Source organism: Novosphingobium sp. B 225 (assembly GCF_002198665.1).
Classification (GTDB): Bacteria; Pseudomonadota; Alphaproteobacteria; order Sphingomonadales; family Sphingomonadaceae; genus Novosphingobium.
This window is the reverse complement of sequence record NZ_MWLM01000029.1, coordinates 55,642-79,757: the sequence shown is the minus strand read 5'-3', so window position 1 is coordinate 79,757 and position 24,116 is coordinate 55,642. Positions and strand designations below refer to the sequence as shown.

Below are 24,116 nucleotides of genomic sequence, written 5' to 3'. Positions count from 1 at the left end.
GGAGCGATCCGGCGGCCGTTTTGCATTTATTTCAAGCGAATTGACCCATCGCAAGGCGCAGCGTGTTTAACCTGACGATACTGCTTCGCATCAACACAAGCCCATGGAGTCAGGATGTCCAACACCCCCCACGAACTGTCCGCCGAATTCCCCAACGATCATGCGGCGCTGCACGAACTGAAACTCCACAATGCGCATTTCGTCACTCTGGCTGATCGCTATCACGAGCTGAACGGCGAGATTCACCGGATCGAAAGCGAAATCGAAACCCCCTCAGACGCGCACACCGAACTGCTCAAGAAGCAGCGGCTGGCCCTGCTGGACGAGATTTCCGGCATGGTGGCCAAGGCCAAGGCGGGCTGAGCGCCGTAACCCCAATCCCTCTCCCCACCCGGGGGAGAGGGAATGCAGCCGACTGTCAGCATGTCGGCTTTGGCCGAAGCGGGGCGGGCTTTGGTTCAGCGCTTCACAGTAGCGGGCTCCACAGCGCCATCAGGTTCTGCCACAGTCGCCGGGGCAGGCTGTAGTCCGCGACCATTGCGGGCGTTATCCGCACAGACTGCGCCAGCCATTCATCCTGGCGTGCGCGCAGGGCCTTGGCGAACCCATCATCCGCGAACAGCACGTTGTTTTCGAAGTTTAGCTCGAAACTGCGGCGATCCAGATTGGCGCTGCCGATCAGCCCGGCTTTACCGTCTGCCACCATGGTCTTGGCGTGAAGCAGGCCTGGACGGAATTCGTGCAGCTCTACTCCGGCTTCCAGCAGGGCGGGATAATAGGAGCGGCTGGCACCCGCGACGATTCGGCTGTCGTTGCGGCGCGGCAGGATCACCACCACGCGCACCCCGCGGCGGGCGGCGCTGGTCAGCGCGAACAGCAGTTGTTCGTCGGGCACGAAATAGGGGGTGGTCACCACCAGTTCGTGCCGCGCGGCGTGAACCAGCTGGGCGAAACAGGCGGTCATCGCGGCAAAGCGCTGGTTTGGTCCGGTGCCGATGACTTGCGCGATGGCACCATGGGCGGGAGGCGGGCCATTTTGCGCGGTGGGGGAGAGCAGCGCGGTAACGTCGTCGCCGCCTTCGGCCATCCAGTCGCCCGCGAACAGGAACTGGCAATGGCGCGCGACGGGGCCTTGCCAGCGGCTCATCACATCAACCCAGGGGGCATAGCGGCGCTTGATCCGGAATTCCGGATCGGCCAGATTCTGGCTGCCGCACCACACCACCTCGTTGTCGCAGATCAGCAGCTTGCGGTGGTTGCGCAGGTCCACCCGGCCGCGGATCAGCGTCCACACCACACCCCCCACCGGCAGCGCCATGCGTGCATCGACCCCGGTGGCGCGCAGTTCCTGCCAGTGGATCGAGCGCAGGAACTGGCGCGATCCCAGCGCATCGGCCAGCACCCGCACCCGCACCCCGCGCAAGGCGGCGCGGATCAGCGCGTCCTTCACTTTCAGTCCGTTATGGTCGGCCAGCCAGATGTAGAAGCACAGGTGAACCGTGGTCTGCGCGGTGTCGATATCGGCCACCATGCCGTCAATCGCGGCATTGCTGTCTGTGGCGAGGGTGGCGGTGTTGAACAGGGTGGGGGGCAGGCCGTTGATCGACCGGGCCAGCGCGAAAGGCGCGTGAAAGGCGCTGTGCGAGAGGGCGCGGGCGGCCTCCGGATCGCCATCGGGGCGGGGCAGGTGCGCCTCTATCCGGGCAAAGCGCGCGCTGCGGCGGCGGCTGATCCGGGCCTCGCCAATCAGCAGATAGGCCAGCACGCCCAGCCCCGGGAGAACCAGGATCGCGATGATCCACGCGATCCGGCTGGCCGGTTCGCGCTGCGGCCGCAGCAATGCACGGCCCATGGTCAGCACCATCGCCCCCAGCAGCGCGATTTCCAGAAACCAGATCAGATCTATTTCCACCGCGCCGGTTAGACCCCCTTTCCATTGGTCTTGCCAGCATTATGGTGCGTGCAAAGGAGACTCAATATGAAGGGCATGGGCGCGGGCGGAGAGGACTGTCCGTTCGAATTCAATTTCGATCCGGCCACGTTCAAGGTGGGTGATACCGTCAGCTACCGCGTGACCGGCAGTTTCGAAGGGTTTCCGTTTGTCGGCACGCTGCTGGAAGTGGGTGAAGACTATGTGGTGATCAGCCCCGGCCCAATGGAACCCGATGCGCGGTATCGGGGCACGCGTGAAGACCGGCCGGTGGTGCACGAAAGCGAGATAGCCTAAAACCCGTCCGCAGCGTCCATCAGCGCGGTCAGCTTTTTCGGCGCGACCGCGCGCCAGCTGCGGTGCAGCCAGTCCGCGATCTCATCCCAGTCGGTATCGCCCAGATCGAGCCGAATTCCGATCCAGTCGCCGCCGAAATAGGCCGGGCGGTAATAGCGATCCGAATCGTTTTCGATCAGCTGGCCCTGTTCGTCCGGCCCGCTGATCTTGACCAGCAGCGCGACTTTGCCGTCGCCGTGGTGATCGTTTGAAAGGTAGGCGAATTTCTTGCCCTTCACGATCCCGAAGCAGGGCATGCCGTGGCTCTGCACCTCATCCGCTTCGGGCAGGGCAAGCGCACGGTCGCGTACCTGGGCGATCAGGTGTTCGGGTGACGTGGCCTTGCTGACCAGTTCGGCCAGACAGCGCGAATAGAGCTGGTGTTCCGCAATCAGCACCCGCGCGGCGAGACTGTCTGCGGTGTCACCCGGCAGTATCGCCACCGGGGTCTGTCCCAGCTGGGGGCCGTCATCGAGCTCCGCCGTGACCAGGTGGACGGTGCAGCCGCCATGGCTGTCGCCCGCCGCCAGCGCGCGCTCGTGGGTGTGGAGGCCGGTGTATTTGGGCAGCAGGCTGGGATGGATGTTGAGCATCCGGCCTTCCCAGCCAGCGACGAATTCCGGAGTGAGGATCCGCATATAGCCCGCCAGCGCAACGTATTGCGCCCCGCTGGCCCGGATCGCGGCGTCCATCGCCATATCGTGATCGAGCCGCGCCATGCCTTTGTGCGGCAGGCAGAATGTGGCGACGCCCTCGGCTGTGGCGAACTTCAATCCGCCAGCATCCGGATTGTTGCTGGCGACCAGCACCACCTCATAAGGGCAATCCGCCGCGCGGCTGGCATAGAGCAAGGCGGCCATGTTGGTGCCGCTGCCGGAGATCAGGACGGCGACTTTGGCCTTTGCGGAACCCATCAGACCTTCTCCATTTCGCAAAGCCAAATGGGGAGGTGGCAGCGCAAAGCGCTGACGGAGGGGTAATACGGAGAGGCCCTTACCCCTCCGTCATTCGCTGCGCGAATGCCACCTCCCCATTTGTGGCATTCGCCAAAAATGGGGAGGATCTTAGCCGACATGCACCGCTTCCCAGCTTTCCCGCGCGCTCCACACTTCGACCGCGCCCTGCACGGTGCAGCCACGCGGGCCCGGTTCGATTCCGCCGATCACGTGGACCGTTTCGCCCGCAGCCTCAAGCTCCGCCTGAACGCCTGCGACGTCATCCGCCGCGACCGCCAGCACCATGCCGATCCCGCAGTTGAAAGTGCGCGCCATTTCTGCCGGTTCGATATTGCCCTGCGCCTGCAGGAACGCCATCAGCCGGCTCTGCTCCCACGCCCCGGCGTCGATCCGGGCGTGGAGGTCCTTGGGCAGCACGCGGGGCACGTTTTCCAGCAGGCCGCCGCCGGTGATGTGGGCCAGCGCGTGGATCCGGCCAGACCGGATCACCGGCAGCAGGCTTTTCACGTAAATCCGGGTCGGTTCGATCAGGTGGTCAATCAGCAGCCGGTCGGCATCGAACAGCGCCGGGCGGTCAAGCTTCCAGCCCTTGTCCGCCGCCAGTCGCCGGACCAGCGAGTAGCCGTTGGAATGCACGCCAGAGCTGGCCAGCCCCAGCAGCACGTCGCCCGCCGCCACGCGGTCTCCGGTCAGCTGCTCGCCGCGTTCCACCGCGCCGACGCAGAACCCTGCCAGGTCATAGTCACCCGCGGCGTACATCCCCGGCATTTCCGCCGTCTCGCCCCCGATCAGCGCGCAGCCCGCCAGCTTGCAGCCGTCGGCGATCCCCGCGACGACGCGTTCGGCCACGCCATTGTCGAGCTTGCCGGTGGCGAAGTAATCGAGGAACAGCAGCGGTTCGGCGCCCTGCACGATCAGATCGTTCACGCACATCGCCACCAGATCCTGCCCGATCCGGTCATGCCGGTCATGGTCGATTGCCAGCTTGACCTTGGTGCCAACCCCGTCATTGGCCGCGACCAGCAGCGGGTCTTTATAGCCTGCGGCCTTCAGGTCGAAGAACCCGCCGAACCCGCCCAGTTCCGCGTCGGCGCCCGGGCGCGCGGTGGCTTTGGCCAGGGGGGCGATGGCCTTGACCAGGGCGTTTCCTGCCGCGATCGAGACACCGGCTTGCTCATAGCTGTAAGACTTTTCAGACATCGCGGCGGCTCCTAACGCTTTCCTGCTTGGATTTCCACGAGCGATTGGGCAAAAGGCCCACGGTTTTCCCCGATGGCAGTCGCACCGCTTCCTCTTTCGCCGCGTTCATGGCGCCCCGGCCCCGCCGCCAGCCTGTTGGGCGGGCTGGCGCTCGCGCTCGCCGTGGCGCTTGCGGTGGTGGGGCCCCAGCGGTTGATCGCCCAGATCGAAGGGCAGCGCGGGATCATTCCCGTGGCGACTTCCAGCGACATCGAAGTCTCGGGGATAGAGGTCAACACCACCGGCAAGGACGGGCAGGAAGCCCGGCTTAATGGTTGGAAAGACGCGCAGAAAAAGGCCTGGGCCAAGGCTGGCGGCCCGGCGATGGGCGAAGGCCAGATCGAATCGATGGTCACCGCCGTGGTGATCGAACGCGAACAGATCGGCCCGCGCCGCTATATCGCCACGCTCTCTGTGGTGTTCGATCGCCAGCGCGCCGGGCAGTTCATTGGCGATGGCACCAATGCCCGCGCCCATTCCGCCCCCTTGCTGACCGTGCCGGTGCTCTATTCGGGCGGGGTCGCGCAGGTCTATGAAGTGCAGGGGCTGTGGCAGCAGGCCTGGGCGCAGTTCCGGGGCGGGGCCAGCCCGATCGACTATGTGCGGCCTGTGGGCGCAGGCGGCGATTCGCTGCTGATTACGGCGGGACAGCCGGGGCGGCGCAGCCGGGCCTGGTGGCATGCCGTGCTCAACCAGTTCAACGCCGCCGATGTGATTTCGCCCGTCGCGCGGCTCGAACGGCAATGGCCCGGCGGTCCGGTGCGCGGCACTTTCACCGCGCGCTATGGCCCGGACAACCAGTTCCTCGAAAGCTTCACCCTGTCGGCCAACGATTCGGCCGGGCTGGGCAAGATGCTGTCCGAAGCCGTGGTGCGGCTGGATGCCGCCTATGCCCGCGCGCTGGCCGAAGGCAAGCTGAAGCCCGATCCAACGCTGACTGGCGGCATGTCGATGGATGCCGGGCTCGCCGCCCTGATCGCCAAGGCGCAGCAAGCCGAAAAGGCCGTCGCCGCGCCCAAGGCAACCGCGAGCGCGGCGCCGACTGACACGCCCACCGTCGCAGCCAGTTCGACGATCACAGTGCAGTTCGCCTCGCCCGATGCTTCAGCGGTTGATGCTGCGCTGGCGGCAGTGCGCGGCGCGCCGGGTGTGCAGTCTGCGGCGACCACCAGTCTGGCGATGGGCGGGACATCGGTGATGCGGGTAACGATCTCGGGCGATATTTCGGCGCTCGCCGCAGCCCTGCGTTCGCGCGGTTTCCAGGTTTCGGTCGGCGCCAACGCGCTGAGCATTCGCAAGTAACCATGGGCCAGATCGCGCTCCCCCTCGCGCCCGGCGGCGCGGGCGCAGCCTCGCGGATCGTGGTCGGCAATGCCAACCAGACCGCGCTGGAGGCAATGACCGCCGCCAGCACCTGGCCGTTCCGCACCGCCGTGCTGCTCGGCCCGCCGCGCGCCGGCAAAAGCCTGATTGCGCGCTGGTTTGAACAGAGCGGCGCGGGCGAGGCCATCGACGATGCTGACCGGATGGACGAAACCCAGCTGTTCCACCGCTGGAACCGCGCGCAGGAAAGCACCACGCCGCTGCTGCTCACCGCCAGCGCGGGTGAGGGGGAGTGGAAGATTGCGCTGCCCGACCTTGCCTCGCGCCTTGGCGCGGCGCTGCACCTGCAAATCGGGGCGCCGGACGATGCCATGCTGGCCGAACTGATCGCGCTCCATGCCGAACTGCGCGGGCTGGCGCTGGGGCCTGATGCCGCCAGCTATCTTGTACCCCGGATGGAACGTACCCATCTGGGAGTAGAGCGGCTGGTGGCCGCGATTGACCGTCTCAGCCTGGAACGGAAAGTCGCCCCCGGCCCTGGAATCTGGCGCGAGGCGCTGGAAGAGCTGCTGGGCCCAAGCGAACCACGCTTGCTTTAGCGGCCTGTGCGTGGGAAAAGTGGGGAACGATGCCCGGACGCCTATTCAGCTATGTCGACTCGATCGTCGCGCGCGATCCTTCCCCCCGCTCGCGCTGGGAAGTGCTGCTGTATCCGGGGGTCTGGGCGGTCGGCTTTCACAAGGTGGCGCACCGCCTGTTCAGGGCGCGGCTGTTCTTCCTTGCCCGCTGGGTCAACCATGTCAGCCGGTTCCTGACCGCGATCGACATTCATCCCGGCGCGGAAATCGGGAAGAATTTCTTTATCGACCACGGCTTTGTGGTGATCGGTGAAACTGCGGTAATCGGCGATAATGTCACCATGTACCAGGGATCGACCCTGGGCGGGACCAACCCCACCAACGGGGTTGGCGGCAAACGCCACCCGACTATCGGCGATGATGTGATCATCAGCCTGGGCGCGGCAATTCTGGGCCCGATCATGGTCGGCAAGGGATCGCGGATCGGCGCCAATGCGGTGGTGATGAAGGAAGTGCCCGAAGGCGCGACCATGGTCGGCATCCCGGCCAAGCCGGTGCCGGTGGCGGTAAAGCCCGAAACGCAGGCCTTCGTCCCCTATGGCACCCCCTGCAGCGAACGCTTCGATCCGGCCACGCAAAAGCTGGAACTGTTGCAGTGCGAAATGCAGGTCATGCAAAAACGGCTGGCAGAACTGCTGGAAGAACGCGACGCGGCCCGGGCCAAGGCGGCCGAGGCCAGCGGATCGGGTAAAGGCAAGAAAAGCGCTTGAGCGGGGTCGTTACCCCCTTTCCCCTTTCGGCGAGTCCGCCAAGCCAAGTCCCGTTCGCACGCGAAGAACTGACCCGCATTCTTGATCTTTACGGCCGCATGGTCGCGGCGGGCGAATGGCGCGATTACGCGCTGCAATTCGGCAAGGACGCCGCCGTGTTCTGCGCCTACCGCCGCGCGGCGGATTACCCCTCGGCGCGTTTGGAGAAGCGCCCAGCGCTGCGTTCGCGGCAGGGGATGTGGGTGCTGTACGGCGAACTGGGCCAGGTGCTGAAGCGCGGGCATGAACTGCCCGGCGTGCTGGCAGTGCTGGAGCGGCGGCTTGTGAAGGTGGTTGAGGGGTAGGGGGTGGTTAGCGGATAGGTTGGAGAAGAAAAGCCAAGCCCCGGATCAAGTCCGGGGCGACGGTCGCTTTTTGGATTCATTGCCCTTCTCGTCGCCCCGTGCTTGACACGGGGCTTGGCTTTTCTTGCGGCACTTCACTGCGTCAGTCGGGCTACCGTCCAACGTCTCCTTTCAGCACACCGTCAGCAGGATACCACTGCTCCCACAGGTCCAGCCAATCGGGGTTGTCGCGTTCGATCAGTGCGAATTTCCAATCGCGGTGCCATTTCTTGACCAGTTTTTCGCGTGTGATTGCGGGTTCGATTTCCTCGTGTCGTTCGGCATAGACGAGCAGCTTCTTGTTGAAATCGGAAACGTGAATCGAACCTTTGCCCTCGCGGTGCTGCCACACGCGCCGGATCAGGTCTGACGTAACGCCAACATATGTCCCGCCGCGATAGCGGTTCGCCATGATGTAAACCCAGCCACCCTTTTCCATCGCACACTTGTGCCAAACGCGGAGCCGAAAGAAAAGCCAAGCCCCGTGTCAAGCACGGGGCGACGGGAGTTTTTGGATGAGGACGACCTCTGATCCACTCAACCAGCTCTAGTCACCCCGTGCTTGACACGGGGCTTGGTTCTCTCGCCACCGCGCACAGCCCCTCACCAAAAACCATTTTCCTACACGCGGCGAATCTGTCTTAACCTGCGGGATGAAGACCTATCCCAAACCGCAGCCGCGTCGCCGTCGTCCCAAGGGGGTGCCCGCGTTCATTCCCGTGCCCATGCGCCCGCGCGGCGATGGGTGGACGCCGCGCAGGCAGGCGGCGTTTTTGGTGGCGCTGGCAGGCACGCGCTCGGTCTTGGCGGCAGCGCGCAAGGTGGGGATGGCGCGCGAGAGTGTTTACCGGCTGCGTAAGGCCCCCGGCGGGGAGAGCTTTGCCCGTGCCTGGGACCATGTGCTGGGCCGCGCGGCGGCGAAACGGAAGTGCACAGATGACGAACGCTTTGCGCTGGCCTTTGGCGAGATGATCCGCCCGGTCGTGTGGCAGGGCGAGCTGCGCGCCTTGCCCCAGATATCGCGGGATTCTGCGCTGCTGGGCTATCTCGCTCGGCTTGACCGGATCACGCTGGGGAGCGAGGAGGCCGGGCTAAGGTCACAGGAATTCCCCCCGGGTTGGGTGTCAAACGGGGGAGCAGGGTGAGGGGCGGGCAAGCAAAGCGCTCTCTCCTTGAGGGGAGAGGGTTGGGAGAGGGGAGCGCGCGGCGGCTGCCCCTCTCAACTCCGGCTAGGCAGCAAGCTGCCAAGCCTGCGTATCTCTCCCCTGAAGGGGAGAGAGCAGTTAGCGAAGGATCAGCCCAGACCGCCGATCTTGGCCAGCGCAGCCATCACATTCGCGCTCTGCTCTCCGCCGGACTGCGGCACGGTTTCGCCGGTGCGGTCGATGATCTGGGCCCAGTTGGCGGCGATGCCTTCGGGGGTGCGTTCGTCCTGGGGCAGGGCGATCCCCGGGGTCAGGGTGACATAGGCGGCGTGGTATGCGCCCGCGCCTGCGCCGCAGATCATGTTGGTCGGCGCGTCCTCGCTGACGAGGTAAAGCGCCATCGGCGCGACGTTTTCTGGGCTGAGCGCGTTGAACAGCGCTTCGGGCATGCCCAGGTCCTCGGTCATGCGGGTGCCGGCCACGGGGGCCAGCGTGTTGACGCGGATGTTGTACTTCGCGCCTTCGAGGTGGAGGGTCTTGGTCAGGCCCGCCAGGCCCAGCTTGGCCGCGCCATAGTTGGCCTGGCCGAAGTTGCCGAACAGCCCGGTGGAGCTGGCAGTCATCAGGATGCGGCCATAGGCCTGTTCGCGCATCAGGTCCCACACCGCCTTGGTGCAGTTGGCGCTGCCGTTCATGTGAACGTCGACCACCAGCTTCCAGTCATCCATGGTCATCTTGGCGAAGCTCTTGTCGCGCAGGATCCCGGCGTTGTTGATCAGGATGTGGACGCCGCCCCAGGCCTCCTTGGCCTTGGCAACCATCTCTTCCATCTGGCCGAGTTCGGTCACCGAACCGCCGTTGGACATCGCTTCGCCGCCAGCGGCCTTGATTTCCTCGACCACCTTGAGGGCGGCGTCGGAATGGCCGGTGCCGTCGCGGCTGCCGCCGAGGTCATTGACGACCACTTTGGCCCCGCGCTTGGCGAGTTCGAGGGCATAGGCCCGGCCGAGGCCGCCGCCTGCACCGGTAACGATTGCGACACGATCCTTGAACGAAATGGTCATGGTCTGACTCCTGGCAAAACTGGCCCGCCCGCAGGCGTTGCGGCGGCGGGATGGCACTTTGCGGGCTGCGTTTCAACTGCGTATGACTCGTCCCGCAATGCCGTAACGGCAGTTGACGCGGCACTGTCAAATAAGTGTCACGCAACCGTCCTAAAGCAGACTTCGAATCGTAACAATCCGGCCAGGGAGGCCATTCCCGTGACTCGCATGCTCCGTACTTCCACCCTGGCTCTGGCACTTTCGGCGGGCTGGGTCCTGCCTGCTCACGCCGCGGCGAGCAAGGATACCGAAGTGGCCCGCCAGCTGGCGGAAATGCGCGCCGCGCTGGATGCGCTGAACCAGCGGGTCGGAACGCTGGAGGGCGACCTGGCCAATGCCAAGGCCCGCGCCGATGCGGCTGAGGCCCGCGCAACGAGCGCGCTGGCCCAGGCCGATGCGGCCAAGGCTGCCGTGGCCGCTGTGCCCGCCGCCAGTGTCACGGCCAAGCCCGCGACCGAACTGACCTGGGATGGCGCGCCCAAACTGGCCACCAAGGACGGCTGGACTTTCAAGCCGCGCGGGCGGCTACACATCGATGCCGGCGGGGTCTCCGCGCCGGGGGCCTATACCGCTTCGACGCTGGGTTCGATGCGCGCCCGCGTGCGCCGCGCCCGGCTGGGGTTCGAAGGCACGGTGCCGGGCGGGCTGGGCTACAAGGTCGAAGCTGACCTGGCCAATGGCAGCGTCGGCTTCGGCGATGTCTGGCTGACCTATACCCCCGGCAACGCGCCAGTGGTGCTGCGCATCGGCAATTTCGAGACGCTCAATTCGATGGAGCAGATCTCCAGTTCGAACTTCAACTCCTTCATCGAACGCGCCACGTTCAACGATGCCTTCACCAATGCCCGCCGGATGGGCGCGGCGCTGGCTTACAAGAGCGCGAACAATGATCTGCGCGCCGAAGCGGGGCTGTTCACCGGCCACAGCATCGACAGCAGCCTGGACAACAACGGCTGGATCGGCGCGGCGCGGCTGGTCTATGCCCCGCAGGCGCTGGGCGGGCAGCTGCATTTCGGGGTCAACTATCAATACCGCGATTTCGCTTCGAACATCAGCGGCGGCACTTCAACCGGCACGGCCATGCCCTCTACCAACCAGCTGGCACGCTATCGCGCCCGGCCGAACAGCCAGCTGACCGACGTGCGCTTTGTCGATACCGGCAACTTCGCGGCGAGCAGCGATCAGCTGCTGGGGCTTGAGGCGATGGCCGTGTTCAAGGGCCTGTACCTGGCCAGCGAAGCGCAATGGGTGAAGGCCAAGGGCTATCGCGCGGGCGATCTGGCCACCGGCGCCGCGGCCTTCAGCGGCGGCAACAGTGCGGTGGTGCCGGTTAGCGATCCGGGCTTCTTCGGGGCCTATGGCGAAGTCGGTTACTTCCTGACCGGTGAAACCCGCGGCTACAAGCGCGGCGACGGCACCTGGGCGCGGACTAAGGTGCTCAATCCGATCAGCAAGGGCGGTAGCGGCGCGTTCCAGATTGCCGCGCGGTACGAATATCTCGACCTCAACGATGATGCGTTGATCGGCGGGGCGACCAACAATTTCACCACCGGAACCAGTGCCCTGGCGGCGCTGAACAGCCGTCTGGGCCGGGGCGGCACACAGTCCAGCTATCTGCTGGGGCTGAACTGGTATCCGTCAGACTATGTGCGGTTCCTGGTCAACTATGGTCACCTCAGCGTGACCGGCGGGCCGCTGGCCGCCCTGGTTGACCCGGCTTCGACGCTGCCGGTCAATGATCGCAAGTACGGGGTGAACGTGCTGCAGACCCGGATGCAGATTGACTTCTAAAGCCGGGCCAGCACCGGCACCAGCTGGTCGAAATGGTCGATCACCGCCGCCGCGCCCAACTGGTGCGGCGGCGCGTCGTTGAAGCCAAAGCTGACCGCAACACAGGGCAGGCCCGCCGCCCGCGCCGCGCCGGTATCGAATGTGGTATCCCCCACAAACGCCGCCGCCCCGCCGCCCAGCCGCTCTACCATGGCATGCAGCGCATCGGGTGCGGGCTTGAGCGGATAGGTGCCCGCGCCGATGATGCAATCGAACCGGCTGGTCAGCCCCAGCGCATCGAACAGCTTGAGCGTCAGCGCCTCGCGCTTGTTGGTCACCACGGCCAGCCGCGTGCCCTGCGCCGCCAGCGCATCGAGCATCGCCTCGCCGCCCGGATAGAGCGCGGTGTGGACCGCGATATTGGCTTCGTAAAAGGCCAGCAGCTCGGCAAACAGGCGGTCCTGATCGATCCCTGCGGCTCCGCCGGTCAAGGCCAGCGCGCGGCTCAGCATCAGCCGTGCGCCACCGCCGATCAGGCCGGATATGGAGTCCTGCGGCACCTCCGGGCGATCCACCAGGGCCAGCGCATGGTTCACCGCCGCCCCCAGATCGCCCGAGGTATCGAGCAAGGTCCCGTCCAGATCGAAGCCGACAATGGCGAAGCGGTGGGTGGTCATGTCCGCTCCCCTAGCCGTTCGGGTCGAGCGAAGTCGAGACACCTCGCGCCAGGTGTCTCCAATGCGTTCGACACGAACGGAGCTGGGTCAGTGATCGCCATTGTGGAAACCGCAACAATTTGGTGGCATGGCGCATGACCATGACCGCCGAAACTCCCATCGCCGCTATCGTCCTTGCCGCCGGCAAGGGCACCCGCATGAAAAGCGACCTGCACAAGGTGCTGCATCCGATTGCCGGGCGGCCGATGCTGGAACACTTGCTCGCCAGCGTGGCCGAGCTGGAACCGGCGCAGCAGGTTGTGGTGGTGGGCAGCGGACGCGAGCAGCTCGAAGCAGCGCTTGGCAGCCGCGCGGCGTTCGCGGTGCAGGAACCTCAGCTCGGCACGGCGCACGCAGTACAGCAGGCCGAAGGTGCGCTGGCGGGCTTCAGCGGCGACGTTCTGGTGATGTACGGCGACGTACCCTTTGTTGCGCCTGCGACCATGCGCGAAATGCTGGAGCGGCTCCACGGTGAGGATGAACCGGCAGTGGTGGTGCTGGGCTTCGTGCCTGAGGACGCGCTGCAGTACGGGCGGGTGATCGCGGTGGGTGACCGGATCGTCAAGATGGTCGAATACAAGGACGCCGATCCGGATGAGCGCGATTGCAGGCTGTGCAATTCCGGCCTGATGGCCGCACGCGCGGCAGACCTGTTCGCGCTGCTGGCGCGGGTCGGGAATGACAACGCGCAGGGCGAATACTACCTGCCCGACGTGGTCAATATCGCGCTTGGCGATGGCCGGGTCTGCGCAGTGGTGACAACCGAGGATCCAGACGAAGTCGCCGGGATCAACAGCCGCGCCGAACTCGCCGAAGCCGAGCAGCGCTGGCAACAACGCCGCCGCCGCCGCGCGATGGACGACGGCGCCTCGCTGGTTGCGCCCGAAACCGTGTGGTTCGCCTGGGACACCCGGGTAGGCCGCGACGTACTGATCGAACCCAACGTGGTGTTCGGCCCCGGGGTGTCGATTGCTGACCGGGTGAAGGTCCGCGCCTTCTGTCATCTTGAAGGGGCGACATTGGCCAGCGGGGTCGAAGTCGGCCCCTACGCCCGTCTGCGCCCCGGCGCGGTGCTGGAAGAGAAGGCCAAAGTCGGCAACTTCGTCGAGGTCAAGCAGGCCACGCTGGGCAAAGGCGCCAAGGCCAACCACCTCTCGTACATCGGCGATGCCGAAGTGGGCGCAGGCGCGAACATCGGTGCGGGCACGATCACTTGCAACTATGACGGGTACTTCAAGTACAAGACCGTGATCGGCGAACGCGCCTTCATCGGTTCGAACTCCGCCCTGGTCGCTCCGGTCAAGATCGGAGCCGACGCGATCGTCGGCGCGGGCAGCGCGGTGACCCGCGATGTCGCCCCCGGCGAACTGCGCATCGTCCGCGCCGAACAACTGGTCAAGCCCGGCTGGGCCGACCGGTTCCACGATGCGATGAAGAAGAAGAAGGCGGAGAAGAAGGGGTGAACTCCGCGCTGCCGGGACTGCATGCGATCTTGGCCGGGGCCTGGATTGGCACCGTGCTGGTTGAAGCGCTGTTCGAACGCGCTCTGCTGGGTCAGGGGCGGGACAAGGAACTGCTGCTGGCGCGGCTGCACTGGAAGGTCGACAAATGGGTCGAACTGCCGCTGCTGATTGCCGTGGTGGTGAGCGGGACCCGGCTGCTGCGCGACATGCCAATGGACGGTCTGCTGCGGGCCAAGCTGGCCTGCGCCGCGCTGGCGGTGTTCGCCAACCTTTATTGCATAGTGCTGGTCCGCATCCGCTTGCGCATGGCCGAGGCCGGGCAGTGGGCGCTGTTCGAAATGGTCGACAAGCGCCAACACCTGTTCGGCGCGGTGGTGCTGATCGGTCTGCTGGGTGCGGCGGGGCTTGGATTGCAGCATTGACATGATATCATGATATGATATCAGTATATCACTATGACTCGCATTCTTGCCGATCTGCCCGATGAAGACATCAAGTGGCTTGACCAGCTCGCCTATGAGCAAGGCAAGTCACGCGCGGCGATTCTGCGCGAGGCGGTTGCGGCCTATCGTCCGCAGGGTACGCTCGATTGGCTCGATGCGGGGTTCGGCGCATGGAAGGATCGCGACGACATTGGTGATGCGGTCGAGTGGCAACGCAGAGAACGCGCTGCCAACACGCGCCCCTGGGACTTTGACTATCCGGAAGTGCGCGCCGAGTTCCCCGATCTGTTCGATGATGAAGACGATCGTGAGCATGCATTGCACATTGCCTGGCTTGCGGAAAACGGGATGCAGCCGGGTGACGGCAACATCAAGTCCGACTCGCCTGAAGCGAAGCGCCCCAAAAAGTGAGCGGGTTTGCCTTCGATAGCAACATCATCATCGACACGCTGCGGGGCATCCCGCAAGCGCGGGCCGAGATCGAGCGCGCCATTCAGCGCGGAGGGCGGGTCTGGATCAGCCGCGCCGTCTGGATCGAAGTTATGTCCAAGGGTGAAGGTGAAGGCTTGCGTCGCGCAGAAATCCTTCTTTCCGGCTTTGGCATCGATGAAATCGACGAGGAAATCGCCTCGCGGTCTGCTGCACTGCGCCGCGAGAGACCGCGACTAAAAGCGATGGACGCGATCATTCTTGCTACCGCGCTCACCCGCGGCCGCGTGCTGGTTACACGAAATACCAAGGATTTTCCGGCAGCTATGCCGGGCATCCGGGTTCCCTATACCCTCTAAACGAAAGCAAGCTGCGAAATGTGCGGAATTATCGGCATTGTCGGCAAGGAAGAAGTCGCGGACCGGCTGGTCGATGGACTGCGGCGGATGGAGTATCGCGGCTATGACAGCGCGGGGGTTTGCACCGTCAACGACGGCCAGCTGATCCGTCGCCGTGCGCCGGGCAAGTTGATCGGGCTGGTGCGCGAATTGGCGCGCGATCCCGCACCGGGGACAACCGGGATCGCGCACACCCGCTGGGCCACTCACGGCGCGCCGACGGCCGCCAATGCGCACCCGCACGCAACCGCCGAACTGGCGCTGGTCCACAACGGGATCATCGAAAATTTCCGCCAGCTGCGCGAAGTGCTGTCGGCTCGCGGGCGGAGCTTTGAAAGCGAAACCGATACCGAAGTGGTCGCACATCTGGTGTCCGAACTGGTTGAGGCGGGCCACAGCCCCGAGGATGCGGTCAAAACCGTGTTGCCGCAACTGCGCGGGGCCTTCGCGCTCGCGATCGCGTTCCGTCAGTATCCGGACATGCTGATCGGCGCGCGGCTCGGCTCGCCGCTGGTCGTGGGCTATGGCGAGGGTGAGACTTACCTCGGCTCCGATGCGCTGGCGCTCGCCCCGCTGACTCAGAAAATCGCCTATCTTGATGAAGGCGATTGGGTGGTGATCACCCGCGAAGGCGCACGGATCTTTGACAAGGACAACAATCCCGTCACGCGTGAAGTGACCCTGTCGGGCGCATCGGCCGCCGCGATCGAGAAGGGCAATTACCGCCACTTCATGCAGAAGGAGATCTTCGAGCAGCCAACCGTGGTCGCCCAGACACTGCGCAGCTATATCCGGCAGGTCGATCAGACGGTGGCGCTGCCGCAGTTCGATTTCGACCTGTCGCAGATCACCCGCGTCACCATCGTCGCCTGCGGCACCAGCTATTACGCGGGGATGGTCGCCAAATACTGGCTGGAACAGTTCGCACGGCTGCCGGCAGACATCGATTTCGCGTCCGAGTTCCGTTACCGCGAACCGGTGCTGGAACCGGGCGGTCTGGCGCTGTTCATTTCGCAGAGCGGGGAAACCGCCGATACGCTGGCGGCGCTGCGGCACTGCAAGGCGGCGGGACAGACCATTGCGGTGGTGGTCAACGTGCCGACCAGTTCGATGGCGCGCGAGGCGGACCTGCTGTTGCCAACCCACGCCGGGCCGGAAATCGGTGTGGCCAGCACCAAGGCATTCAGTTGCCAGCTGGCGGTGCTCGCCGCATTCGCCGCCAACATGGCGGTCAAGCGCGGGCGGATGGACCGGGCGGAAGAGGCCGAAGTGGTCAAGCACCTGCTCGAAGCCCCGGCCAGCCTTAACGCGGCGCTGAACCATGATGATGAAATTGCGGCCATGGCCCACCTGATCGCGCCGGCCCGCGATGTGCTCTACCTCGGGCGCGGGCAGGACTATCCGCTGGCACTGGAAGGAGCGCTAAAGCTCAAGGAAATCAGCTATATCCACGCTGAAGGTTATGCCAGCGGCGAAATGAAGCACGGCCCGATCGCCCTGATCGACGAGGCCGTGCCGGTGATTGTGCTCGCCCCCAGCGGCCCCTTGTTCGAAAAGACCGTCAGCAACATGCAGGAAGTGCGCGCGCGCGGCGGCAAAATTGTGCTGATCTCTGACCGCGAAGGGCTGGATGAAGCGGGTGAAGGCTGCCTTGCGACGATCGAAATGCCCAAAGTCCACCCGCTGATCGCGCCGCTGGTCTATGCGGTGCCGGTGCAATTGCTGGCTTACCATGTCGCCTGTGTGAAGGGCACTGACGTTGACCAGCCGCGCAATCTGGCGAAATCGGTGACGGTGGAGTGAAAGTCCGCGGCGGCTGCCACTGCGGCGCGGTGCGGTTTGAAGTGGAAGTGGCGGCGGACGAAGCCAGTCTGCTCGACTGTAACTGTTCGATCTGCAGCATGACCGGTTATCTCCACCTGATCGTGCCGCACCAGCGCTTTCGCCTGCTGGCGGGCGAAGCTGCGCTGGAGGAATACCGATTCGGCACGGGTGCGGCACGGCATCTGTTTTGCCGGACCTGCGGGGTCAAAAGCTTTTACCAGCCGCGCTCGCACCCGGATGCGTGGAGCATCAACTTTCGCTGCCTTGATCCTGGACATGGGCTGGAACCTGCGGTCCGGCGGTTTGACGGCCGCAATTGGGAAGCCGCGCGGGGGCAATTGTAACGGCGGCGCATCAGCCACACGATGCTTTACGGGGCGCTAACACTTTCGCGTTATGCCCCGGATCGTGAACAAGCCAACGCCGCCATCTGCCGCGCTGCCGCGCGATCTGAAAACCATGGCCGTACTGGGTCTGGCCGATCCCGTTGACGGGGATTGGGCGCGCCTGCGCGGCCTGCAATATTCCAGCCTTGCGCGGGTAACCAAGCTGCGCATCGCCGCGCATGCACTGGCTGCGCTGGGCGTGGTGCGCCTCTATTATGGCTCGGTCCATATCGCGGCACTGCTGGGCTGGCTGGTCCTGCTGGCCGCCAGCCTGTTCCACGGTGCCGGGATCGACCGCGCCCTGGTCGATGCCGATCGCCGCCGCATTTCGCGTGACGAGGTCAACAAGCAGTCGATCAGTTCGATCGGCAACGCCCTGATCTGGATCGCGCCGATGGCCGCCTTTGCGCCCTATGCCGATTTCAGCGCGCAGCTGGAACTGTGGGCGATCAGCGCGATGCTGATGACCATGGCGGCGGTGGTGATGCCGGCGGTGCCGTTGGCGAACCTGATTTTTGCCGGGATCGTCGGGCTGGGCTCGATGGTGGTGTTCCTGCTTGGCTCGGCGTTTGAAATGGCGCTGGTTTCGCTGGTCTATGTCGGCGTGGTGACGTTCGGAGCGATCGAGAACGCCCGCTCATTCCTGACCGCGCGGATTGCCGAGGCCGGGATGGCCGAGAAAAACGAAGTCGTCTCGCTTCTGCTCAAGGAATTCGAAGAAGGCGAGGCCGACTGGCTGTGGCAGATCGACACCTCGCGCCGGGTCCGTTCGGTCAGCCCGCGCTTTGCTTTTGCACTGGGCCAGACCGCCGAAGAGATCGACGGCAAACCCTTTATCCAGCTGATCGCAGGTCCTGCCTGGGAAACCGGTCAGTTCCCGTCCAGCCTGCATGATCTGGCCGAACGGCTCAAGCGCCGTGAAAGCTTTTCAGAGCTGCTGGTGCGCGTGCACATCAATGGCGATCAGCGCTGGTGGGAGCTTTCGGGCACCCCTAAACTGGACGAAAACGGCAATTTCGAAGGGTTCCGCGGGGTTGGCTCGGACGTTACCCAGCAGCGCGAAAGCAGCGAAAAGATCGCGCATATGGCGCGCTATGACACGCTGACCGGCCTGCCCAACCGCATGATGGTGACCGAAGCGCTGGGCGAAGCCATGCGCTATGCCGATCAGTGGCGCACCCGCTGCGCCTTCCTGATGATCGACCTCGATCGGTTCAAGGCGGTCAACGATACGCTTGGCCATCAGGTTGGCGATCAGCTGCTGGCGCGCGTTTCGGAACGGCTGAAGAGCCTGGTTTCCAGCAACGAGCTGTGCGGGCGACTTGGCGGGGACGAATTCGCCGTGGTGATTCGCGACGCATCGGATCACAATCGCGTCACCAAGGTGGCCGAAGCGCTGATCGAACTGCTTTCGCGCCCCTATGAGGTGGATCACCACACGCTGTATATCGGTGCCTCGGTCGGCTCGGCGATCGGACCGCGCGATGGCTCTACGGTCGAAACGCTGATGCGCAACGCCGACCTTGCGCTGTACCGGTCCAAGGAAGAAGGCGGCGGCATGCATTTCGGTTACGAGCCGACGCTGCACGCCCACGCCGAAGAACGCCGCAAGCTGGAATTCTCGCTGCGCCGCGCACTCGAAAAGAACGAATTCGTGCTCAATTACCAGCCAGTGGTCGATGCGAAGGACGAAAACATCGTCAGCTTCGAAGCCCTGCTGCGCTGGAACAGCGAAGAGCACGGCATGGTCAGTCCGGTGAAATTCATCCCGCTGGCCGAAGACACCCGACTGATCGTGCCGATCGGGGAATGGGTGCTGCGCGAGGCCTGCAAGGAAGCAACCCGCTGGCCGGGCAACGTCAAGGTGGCGGTCAACGTTTCGGGCGAACAGCTGCTCGATCCGGGCTTCATCCCCAGCGTGGTCGGTGCGCTCAGCCAGAGCGGGCTGCCGGCCCAGCGGCTGGAAATCGAAGTGACCGAAAGCATTTTCGTGCGCGATGCCACTTCGGCCCGCCAGGCGCTGGAACAGATCATGTCGCTGGGCTGCGGGATTGCGCTTGACGATTTCGGCACCGGCTATTCGTCGCTGGCCTATATCCGCAACCTGCGTTTCTCGACGATCAAGATTGACCGCACCTTTGTGCAGGGCGCGGCGGCGGATAACCCGGAAAGCCTGGCGATCATCCGCGCTGTGGTGGCCATGGCAGAAAGTCTGGAAATGTCGACCACCGCCGAAGGGGTCGAAACCGAACGTGAACTGGGGATCATCCGCGGGCTCGGCTGCCGCAAGATCCAGGGCTATTATTTCGGCCGCCCGATGCCCGCGCTTGATGCGCTTGGCCTGTTCCACAAGGCGCAGGTGCAGGTTACCCGCGCGGTGGGCGGCAACGCGGCATAACCTAGGTCCTGACCTTGGGTGGGTGCGTCGGGTTTAGGCCCCGACCAGCCCCTTGATCGCGCTTTCAAACAAGGTGCGGCCATCGATGCCGCCCTGTTCCGCCTCGATCATCCGTTCGGGGTGGGGCATCATACCCAGTACATTGCCCGCCGCATTGAGCACGCCCGCGATGTTCCGGGCCGAACCGTTGACGCTTTCCGCGTAACGGAATGCCACCCGGCCTTCGCCTTCCAGCCGGTCCAGCGTTGCATCGTCGGCAAAGTAGTTGCCGTCGTGGTGAGCAACCGGGATCAGCACTTCCTGCCCGGCGCTATAGCCGCTGGTGAACAGGCTCTGGCTGTTTTCCACGGTCAGCCTGACTTCGCGGCAGACGAAGTTCATGCCCGCATTGCGCAGCAGCGCGCCAGGCAACAGGCCGCTTTCGGTCAGTACCTGGAACCCGTTGCACACACCCAGCACCGGCACGCCCCGGCCTGCCGCTTCAACCACTGCCTGCATGATCGGGCTGCGCGCGGCCATTGCGCCGCTGCGCAGGTAATCGCCATACGAGAACCCGCCGGGCAGCGCGATGAAATCGAGACCGTCCGGCAAGGCGGCATCGCCGTGCCAGACGCGGTGCGGGGCGTTGCCCGAAACCTTTTCCAGCGCGTCCGCCATGTCGCGGTCGCAGTTGGAGCCGGGAAAGGTGATGACGGCGGAGGCGAACCCGCTCATGCAGCGACCCTTTCGATGCGGTAGTTTTCGATCACCATGTTGGCCAGCAGCTGCTTGGCCATGGTATCCAGCTGGGCGTCGGTCACGCTGTCATCGACTTCCAGTTCGAGCATCTTGCCCGCGCGGACATCCTTGACCCCGTGGATGCCCAACCCTTCGATCGCGTGGTGGATGGCGCGGCCCTGGGGGTCGAGCACACCGTTCTTGAGGCTGACAAATACGCGGACCTTCATGGCGCGGGCCTTTCAAGCGAAGGGGTGGGGACTCGTGCGCGCCTATGCCGTCACATGCGCGCCGGGGCAAGGGTGGGCGTTGCCGGACTGCACAGGAATCGGCTTATCCTTTGCCGCTGTCTGGGTTAGGTACGGCGCGGGGCCGGACCGGCCCCCGTGGAGCAGGAGCGATGAGCAAGATTCCGAAGCCCGCGATTGGCCTTGCCGTGCTGGCAATTGCCGGGCTGGGCGCATGGTACTTCTGGCCCAAGGCAGAGGCCGAGCAGTGGCTGGGCTATGTCGAGGCAGAGACGATGTATGTCGCCGCGCCCGTTTCTGGCCGGCTGGCCGAGCGCGCGGTGGATCGGGGCAGCGTAGTTACGGCCGGTGCGCCGCTGTTCTCGCTCGATCCCGAAAGCACCGATGCCGATACCGCCCGGCTTGAGGCGCAAGTCGTCGCCGCGCAGGCGCAGGCGGCGGACCTGGCTCAGGCTCGGCAGCGCGCCCCGGAACTGGCCGTATCGCGTGCGGCAGAGGCGCAGGCACAGGCCCTGCTGACCAAGGCCGTGCAGGATTTCAGCCGGATCGATGCCCTGGCGCGCAAAGGGTTTGCCAGCCGTGCCCAGCTTGATGCCGCGCGCGCCGCACGCGATGCAGCGGCAGCGGCGCTGGCACAAACCCGTGCCCAGATCGCTTCGGGCGAGCTTTCCGCAGGCCGCGCCGCCCAGATCGGCGCGGCTTCGGCGAATGTGTCCAGCGCCGACGCCGCATTGCGCGGCCAGCGCCAGCGGCGGCGCGAGATCGCGCCGGTTGCTCCGGCGGCGGGGGTCGTCGAGCAGACCTTTTACAACCCCGGTGAATGGGTCCCGGCCAATGCGCCCGTGGTCTCGGTCTTGCCAGATGCCAAGCGCAAGCTGCGGTTCTATGTCCCGCAAGCCCGGATTGCTGCTCTCCATCCGGGCAGCGCGGTGCGGTTTACTTGCGATGGCTGCGGCGTAGCGCGCAGTGTCAAAGTCACCTGGATCAGCCCGCGCAGCGAATTCACCCCGCCCGTGATCTACAGCGAGCACGCGCGCGCCAAGCTGGTGTTTCTGGTCGAAGCTGCGCTGCCTGCGAACGCGAAGCCGCTGCCGCCCGGGCTGCCAGTGCAGGTCATGCCGGAGTGAGCGAAGTCCCCGCCATCGCGGTGCGCGGCCTGACCAAGCGGTTTGGCGCGCGCACTGTGGTGGACAATGTTGACCTGACGGTGATGCCGGGCCGAATCTGCGGATTCCTGGGCCCCAATGGTTCGGGCAAGACCACAACGCTGCGGATGATCTGCGGGCTGCTGATCCCCGATGCGGGCGAAGGAGAAGTGCTTGGGCTCGACCTCAAGACCCGGCGCCGCGCGATCAAGCACCAGATCGGCTATATGACGCAGAAGTTCGGGTTGTTTTCCGACCTGTCGATTGCCGAGAATCTGGAATTCATCGCCCGCGTCTATGGCCTCGACAACCGCAAGGTGCGGGTCGATGCGGCGCTGGAGCGGCTCGGGCTGGATAGCCGCCGCGATCAACTGGCGGGCAAGCTGTCTGGCGGGTGGAAGCAGCGGCTGGCTTTGGCTGCCGCCGTGCTCCACGAACCGAAGATCCTGCTGCTCGATGAACCCACTGCCGGGGTCGATCCCAAGGCGCGGCGCGAGTTTTGGGACCAGATTCATACCCTCGCCGCCGATGGGATGACCGTGCTGGTTTCCACCCATTACATGGATGAGGCCGAGCGCTGTCACGAGATCGCCTATATCGCCTATGGTGTAATGCTGGCGCGCGGGACGATTGCCGAAGTGATTGCCGGTTCGGGTCTCAAGGCCTTGCAGGGCGAAGGCCCCGGTGCGGATCGGCTGGGCGCGCAGCTTGAGGCGCTGGAGGGCGTAGAGATGGCCGCGCCGTTTGGCACCACACTCCACGTTTGCGGACCGGATCTGCCCGCGCTGCGCCGTGCGGTTAGCCCATGGGCCGACCGGATCACCTTCAGCGAGGCCGAACCGACGCTGGAAGATGTGTTCATCCACCTGATGAAGCATGCGCCCGATCACTCCGTGCTGGAGGCGGGGTGATGGTCGGACATGCCAGTATCCCTCTGTCCGCCAGAGCCCGTCACCCTGAACTTGTTTCAGGGTCGATCAGGCCGCAAATCCCTGTGCCACTGTGGCGCACTGAACGTGCCCCATTCCTTGTTTCGGTCGCGACGGCGCGATGGACCCTGAAACAGGTTCTGGGTGACGATCTTGGGAAAGTGCGGCGGTTCCCCTTTGAATTGGTGGGGAATTAGTATGTGGCAGCGGATCGGCGCGATGGTGTTCAAGGAAGTGCGGCAGATGCTGCGCGATCCAGGCACGATCGCGATGATGTTCATGTTCCCGATCATCCAGCTGCTGATTTTCGGTGTGGCGATCAACAACGATCCGCGGCATTTGCCGCTGGCGGTGGAGGCGAACGACAACAGTCAGTTTTCGCGCGCGATCGTGGCGGGGCTGCGCAACACCAGCTATTTCGATGTGACCGAGATCGCCGGCCGCTATGGCGAAGGGGAACGACTGTTAGCCGAAGGCAAGGCGCAGTTCGTGCTGACCATCCCGACCGATTTTTCGCGCGCGCTGGTTCGGGGCGAGCATCCGCAAGTGCTGCTTACTGCCGATGCCACCGATCCCGCATCAACCGGCCCGGCGGTGGCCGCGGTGAGCGAGGCCGTGAACCAGGCCCTGACGCGCGAACTGTCCGGGCCGCTCGCTGCAAGGGTGGCAGGGCCGCCGCCGGTCAGCCTTGTGCTGCACCGCAGCTACAATCCCGAAGGGATCACCAGCCACAACACCGTGCCGGGGCTGCTGGCGATCATCTTGTCGATGACCATGGTGGCGCTGACCGCAATGTCGGTGACGCGTGAGGATGAGCAGGGGACGATGGAAAACCTCCTCGCCACGCCGTTGCGCCCGATCGAGGTGATGGTCGGCAAGATCGTACCCTATTTCGCCATGGGCTTTGTGCAGGTGCTGGTGGTGCTGGCAGCGGCGAAACTGGTGTTTCAGGTGCCGTTTGTCGGCTCGATGACTTTGCTGCTGGCGGTGACGCTGCTGTTTACGCTGGTCTGCCTGGCCTTGGGGTTCACCATGTCCACTCTGGTGAAAAGCCAGGTTCAGGCGATGCAGGCCAGCATGTTTTACCTGATGCCCTCAATCCTGCTGTCCGGCTTTGCTTTTCCGTTCCGGGGCATGCCCTGGCCGATCCAGTGGATCGCGGAGATTCTGCCGCCGACGCATTACATCCGGCTGGTGCGCGGGATCATGCTGAAGGGCTGGGACCTTCGGCTGGCCTTGCCGGAAAGCGCGGTGCTGCTCGTGATGCTGCTGGCGTTCGGGACAATCGCGGTGCGGCGCTACCGGGATACGGTGGCCTGACATGATCCTCCCCCCCTTGGGGGAGGTGGACCGCCGCAGGCGGGACGGAAGGGGGCATGACCCGTGCCGCATTCCCCCTCCGTCAGTGCTTCGCGCTGCCACCTCCCCTAGAGGGGGAGGATCTTCGGCAGCATTGACATGACGCCGTGTCAGTCCAAGATCGCGGA

Annotated in this window: 26 protein-coding genes; 18 read left to right on the top strand and 8 right to left on the bottom strand. The window is 64.8% G+C overall.

Annotation, left to right across the window (positions count from 1 at the left end; genetic code table 11):
* The first annotated feature begins 114 nt into the window (after nt 1–114).
* Entirely contained in the window at nt 115–363 is a 249-nt protein-coding gene (locus tag MNBBLIKP_RS03920; RefSeq protein ID WP_088307673.1) for a YdcH family protein, read from the top strand.
* 103 nt (nt 364–466) lie between these two features.
* Here the strand turns inward: MNBBLIKP_RS03920 and cls are convergent, their stop codons facing one another.
* The gene (gene cls / locus MNBBLIKP_RS03915) at nt 467–1,912 is read right to left on the bottom strand and encodes a cardiolipin synthase (RefSeq protein ID WP_254912903.1); all 1,446 of its coding nucleotides are present in this window, start codon (nt 1,910–1,912) and stop codon (nt 467–469) included.
* Between the two features lie 66 nt (nt 1,913–1,978).
* Here cls and MNBBLIKP_RS03910 point away from each other — a divergent pair, with 66 nt between their 5' ends.
* Nucleotides 1,979–2,227 (top strand): hypothetical protein, encoded by a 249-nt coding sequence (locus MNBBLIKP_RS03910; protein WP_088307671.1) that lies wholly within the window; start codon nt 1,979–1,981, stop codon nt 2,225–2,227.
* Here MNBBLIKP_RS03910 and purN read toward each other — a convergent pair.
* Nucleotides 2,224–3,180: a phosphoribosylglycinamide formyltransferase gene (gene purN, locus MNBBLIKP_RS03905; RefSeq protein ID WP_088307669.1), complete on the bottom strand. Its 957-nt coding sequence runs from the start codon at nt 3,178–3,180 to the stop codon at nt 2,224–2,226. The genes MNBBLIKP_RS03910 and purN overlap by 4 nt on opposite strands.
* Before the next feature lie 150 nt (nt 3,181–3,330).
* A complete protein-coding gene (gene purM / locus MNBBLIKP_RS03900; RefSeq protein WP_088307667.1) occupies nt 3,331–4,422 on the bottom strand; it encodes a phosphoribosylformylglycinamidine cyclo-ligase in 1,092 nt (363 codons plus the stop codon).
* 72 nt (nt 4,423–4,494) lie between these two features.
* Here purM and MNBBLIKP_RS03895 point away from each other — a divergent pair, with 72 nt between their 5' ends.
* The 4 genes from MNBBLIKP_RS03895 to MNBBLIKP_RS03880 are packed head-to-tail and all read left to right on the top strand — an operon-like array spanning nt 4,495 to nt 7,476.
* Nucleotides 4,495–5,763, top strand: coding sequence for a hypothetical protein (locus MNBBLIKP_RS03895; protein ID WP_088307665.1), 1,269 nt, complete (start codon nt 4,495–4,497; stop codon nt 5,761–5,763).
* Nucleotides 5,764–5,765: 2 nt separating this feature from the next.
* Nucleotides 5,766–6,383: an ATPase gene (locus MNBBLIKP_RS03890; RefSeq protein ID WP_088307663.1), complete on the top strand. Its 618-nt coding sequence runs from the start codon at nt 5,766–5,768 to the stop codon at nt 6,381–6,383.
* Nucleotides 6,384–6,412: 29 nt separating this feature from the next.
* On the top strand, nt 6,413–7,132 hold the full coding sequence (gene epsC, locus MNBBLIKP_RS03885; RefSeq protein WP_088307661.1) for a serine O-acetyltransferase EpsC: 720 nt from the start codon (nt 6,413–6,415) through the stop codon (nt 7,130–7,132).
* Complete coding sequence (locus tag MNBBLIKP_RS03880; RefSeq protein WP_088307659.1) at nt 7,129–7,476, top strand: DUF2794 domain-containing protein; 348 nt, start codon at nt 7,129–7,131, stop codon at nt 7,474–7,476. The genes epsC and MNBBLIKP_RS03880 overlap by 4 nt, the downstream gene beginning before the upstream one ends.
* A 151-nt stretch (nt 7,477–7,627) precedes the next feature.
* On the opposite strand, the gene MNBBLIKP_RS03875 is transcribed toward MNBBLIKP_RS03880, so the two are convergent.
* Entirely contained in the window at nt 7,628–7,954 is a 327-nt protein-coding gene (locus MNBBLIKP_RS03875) for a GIY-YIG nuclease family protein (protein ID WP_088307657.1), read from the bottom strand.
* A gap of 214 nt (nt 7,955–8,168) precedes the next feature.
* On the opposite strand from MNBBLIKP_RS03875, the gene MNBBLIKP_RS03870 reads away from it, so the two are divergent.
* The gene (locus MNBBLIKP_RS03870) at nt 8,169–8,660 is read left to right on the top strand and encodes a hypothetical protein (RefSeq protein WP_088307655.1); all 492 of its coding nucleotides are present in this window, start codon (nt 8,169–8,171) and stop codon (nt 8,658–8,660) included.
* Nucleotides 8,661–8,809: 149 nt separating this feature from the next.
* Here the strand turns inward: MNBBLIKP_RS03870 and MNBBLIKP_RS03865 are convergent, their stop codons facing one another.
* Nucleotides 8,810–9,724 carry an SDR family NAD(P)-dependent oxidoreductase gene (locus MNBBLIKP_RS03865; protein ID WP_088307653.1) on the bottom strand — a complete coding sequence of 305 codons (915 nt, stop codon included), beginning with the start codon at nt 9,722–9,724 and terminating at the stop codon, nt 8,810–8,812.
* 207 nt (nt 9,725–9,931) lie between these two features.
* On the opposite strand from MNBBLIKP_RS03865, the gene MNBBLIKP_RS03860 reads away from it, so the two are divergent.
* A complete protein-coding gene (locus MNBBLIKP_RS03860) occupies nt 9,932–11,554 on the top strand; it encodes an OprO/OprP family phosphate-selective porin (RefSeq protein ID WP_088307651.1) in 1,623 nt (540 codons plus the stop codon).
* Here the strand turns inward: MNBBLIKP_RS03860 and MNBBLIKP_RS03855 are convergent.
* Nucleotides 11,551–12,210, bottom strand: coding sequence for an HAD-IA family hydrolase (locus MNBBLIKP_RS03855; protein ID WP_088307649.1), 660 nt, complete (start codon nt 12,208–12,210; stop codon nt 11,551–11,553). The genes MNBBLIKP_RS03860 and MNBBLIKP_RS03855 overlap by 4 nt on opposite strands.
* Nucleotides 12,211–12,350: 140 nt before the next feature.
* Here MNBBLIKP_RS03855 and glmU point away from each other — a divergent pair, with 140 nt between their 5' ends.
* The 7 genes from glmU (at nt 12,351) to MNBBLIKP_RS03820 (ending at nt 19,590) form a co-directional block, all read left to right on the top strand.
* Complete coding sequence (gene glmU / locus MNBBLIKP_RS03850) at nt 12,351–13,712, top strand: bifunctional UDP-N-acetylglucosamine diphosphorylase/glucosamine-1-phosphate N-acetyltransferase GlmU (RefSeq protein WP_369678907.1); 1,362 nt, start codon at nt 12,351–12,353, stop codon at nt 13,710–13,712.
* Nucleotides 13,709–14,134 (top strand): hypothetical protein, encoded by a 426-nt coding sequence (locus MNBBLIKP_RS03845; RefSeq protein WP_088307645.1) that lies wholly within the window; start codon nt 13,709–13,711, stop codon nt 14,132–14,134. The genes glmU and MNBBLIKP_RS03845 overlap by 4 nt, the downstream gene beginning before the upstream one ends.
* Nucleotides 14,135–14,167: 33 nt before the next feature.
* Nucleotides 14,168–14,566, top strand: a complete 399-nt coding sequence (locus MNBBLIKP_RS03840) for a ribbon-helix-helix domain-containing protein (protein ID WP_088307643.1) — start codon at nt 14,168–14,170, stop codon at nt 14,564–14,566.
* Complete coding sequence (locus MNBBLIKP_RS03835; RefSeq protein ID WP_088307641.1) at nt 14,563–14,943, top strand: type II toxin-antitoxin system VapC family toxin; 381 nt, start codon at nt 14,563–14,565, stop codon at nt 14,941–14,943. The genes MNBBLIKP_RS03840 and MNBBLIKP_RS03835 overlap by 4 nt, the downstream gene beginning before the upstream one ends.
* Before the next feature lie 18 nt (nt 14,944–14,961).
* Entirely contained in the window at nt 14,962–16,785 is a 1,824-nt protein-coding gene (gene glmS, locus MNBBLIKP_RS03830) for a glutamine--fructose-6-phosphate transaminase (isomerizing) (protein ID WP_088307639.1), read from the top strand.
* A complete protein-coding gene (locus tag MNBBLIKP_RS03825; RefSeq protein ID WP_088307637.1) occupies nt 16,782–17,150 on the top strand; it encodes a GFA family protein in 369 nt (122 codons plus the stop codon). Before glmS ends, MNBBLIKP_RS03825 begins: the two co-directional genes overlap by 4 nt.
* Before the next feature lie 115 nt (nt 17,151–17,265).
* A complete protein-coding gene (locus MNBBLIKP_RS03820) occupies nt 17,266–19,590 on the top strand; it encodes a putative bifunctional diguanylate cyclase/phosphodiesterase (protein ID WP_088307729.1) in 2,325 nt (774 codons plus the stop codon).
* 33 nt (nt 19,591–19,623) lie between these two features.
* Here the strand turns inward: MNBBLIKP_RS03820 and purQ are convergent, their stop codons facing one another.
* Both purQ and purS read right to left on the bottom strand, forming a co-directional pair.
* The gene (purQ, locus tag MNBBLIKP_RS03815; protein ID WP_088307635.1) at nt 19,624–20,304 is read right to left on the bottom strand and encodes a phosphoribosylformylglycinamidine synthase subunit PurQ; all 681 of its coding nucleotides are present in this window, start codon (nt 20,302–20,304) and stop codon (nt 19,624–19,626) included.
* Entirely contained in the window at nt 20,301–20,537 is a 237-nt protein-coding gene (gene purS / locus MNBBLIKP_RS03810; protein ID WP_088307633.1) for a phosphoribosylformylglycinamidine synthase subunit PurS, read from the bottom strand. Before purS ends, purQ begins: the two co-directional genes overlap by 4 nt.
* Before the next feature lie 170 nt (nt 20,538–20,707).
* Here purS and MNBBLIKP_RS03805 point away from each other — a divergent pair, with 170 nt between their 5' ends.
* The 3 genes from MNBBLIKP_RS03805 to MNBBLIKP_RS03795 all read left to right on the top strand — a co-directional run bounded on the left by MNBBLIKP_RS03805 (nt 20,708) and on the right by MNBBLIKP_RS03795 (nt 23,949).
* Nucleotides 20,708–21,682 (top strand): HlyD family secretion protein, encoded by a 975-nt coding sequence (locus MNBBLIKP_RS03805; RefSeq protein ID WP_176399641.1) that lies wholly within the window; start codon nt 20,708–20,710, stop codon nt 21,680–21,682.
* Nucleotides 21,679–22,611: an ABC transporter ATP-binding protein gene (locus tag MNBBLIKP_RS03800; RefSeq protein WP_088307629.1), complete on the top strand. Its 933-nt coding sequence runs from the start codon at nt 21,679–21,681 to the stop codon at nt 22,609–22,611. Before MNBBLIKP_RS03805 ends, MNBBLIKP_RS03800 begins: the two co-directional genes overlap by 4 nt.
* Before the next feature lie 216 nt (nt 22,612–22,827).
* Complete coding sequence (locus MNBBLIKP_RS03795; RefSeq protein WP_088307627.1) at nt 22,828–23,949, top strand: ABC transporter permease; 1,122 nt, start codon at nt 22,828–22,830, stop codon at nt 23,947–23,949.
* The last annotated feature ends 167 nt before the right edge of the window (nt 23,950–24,116 follow it).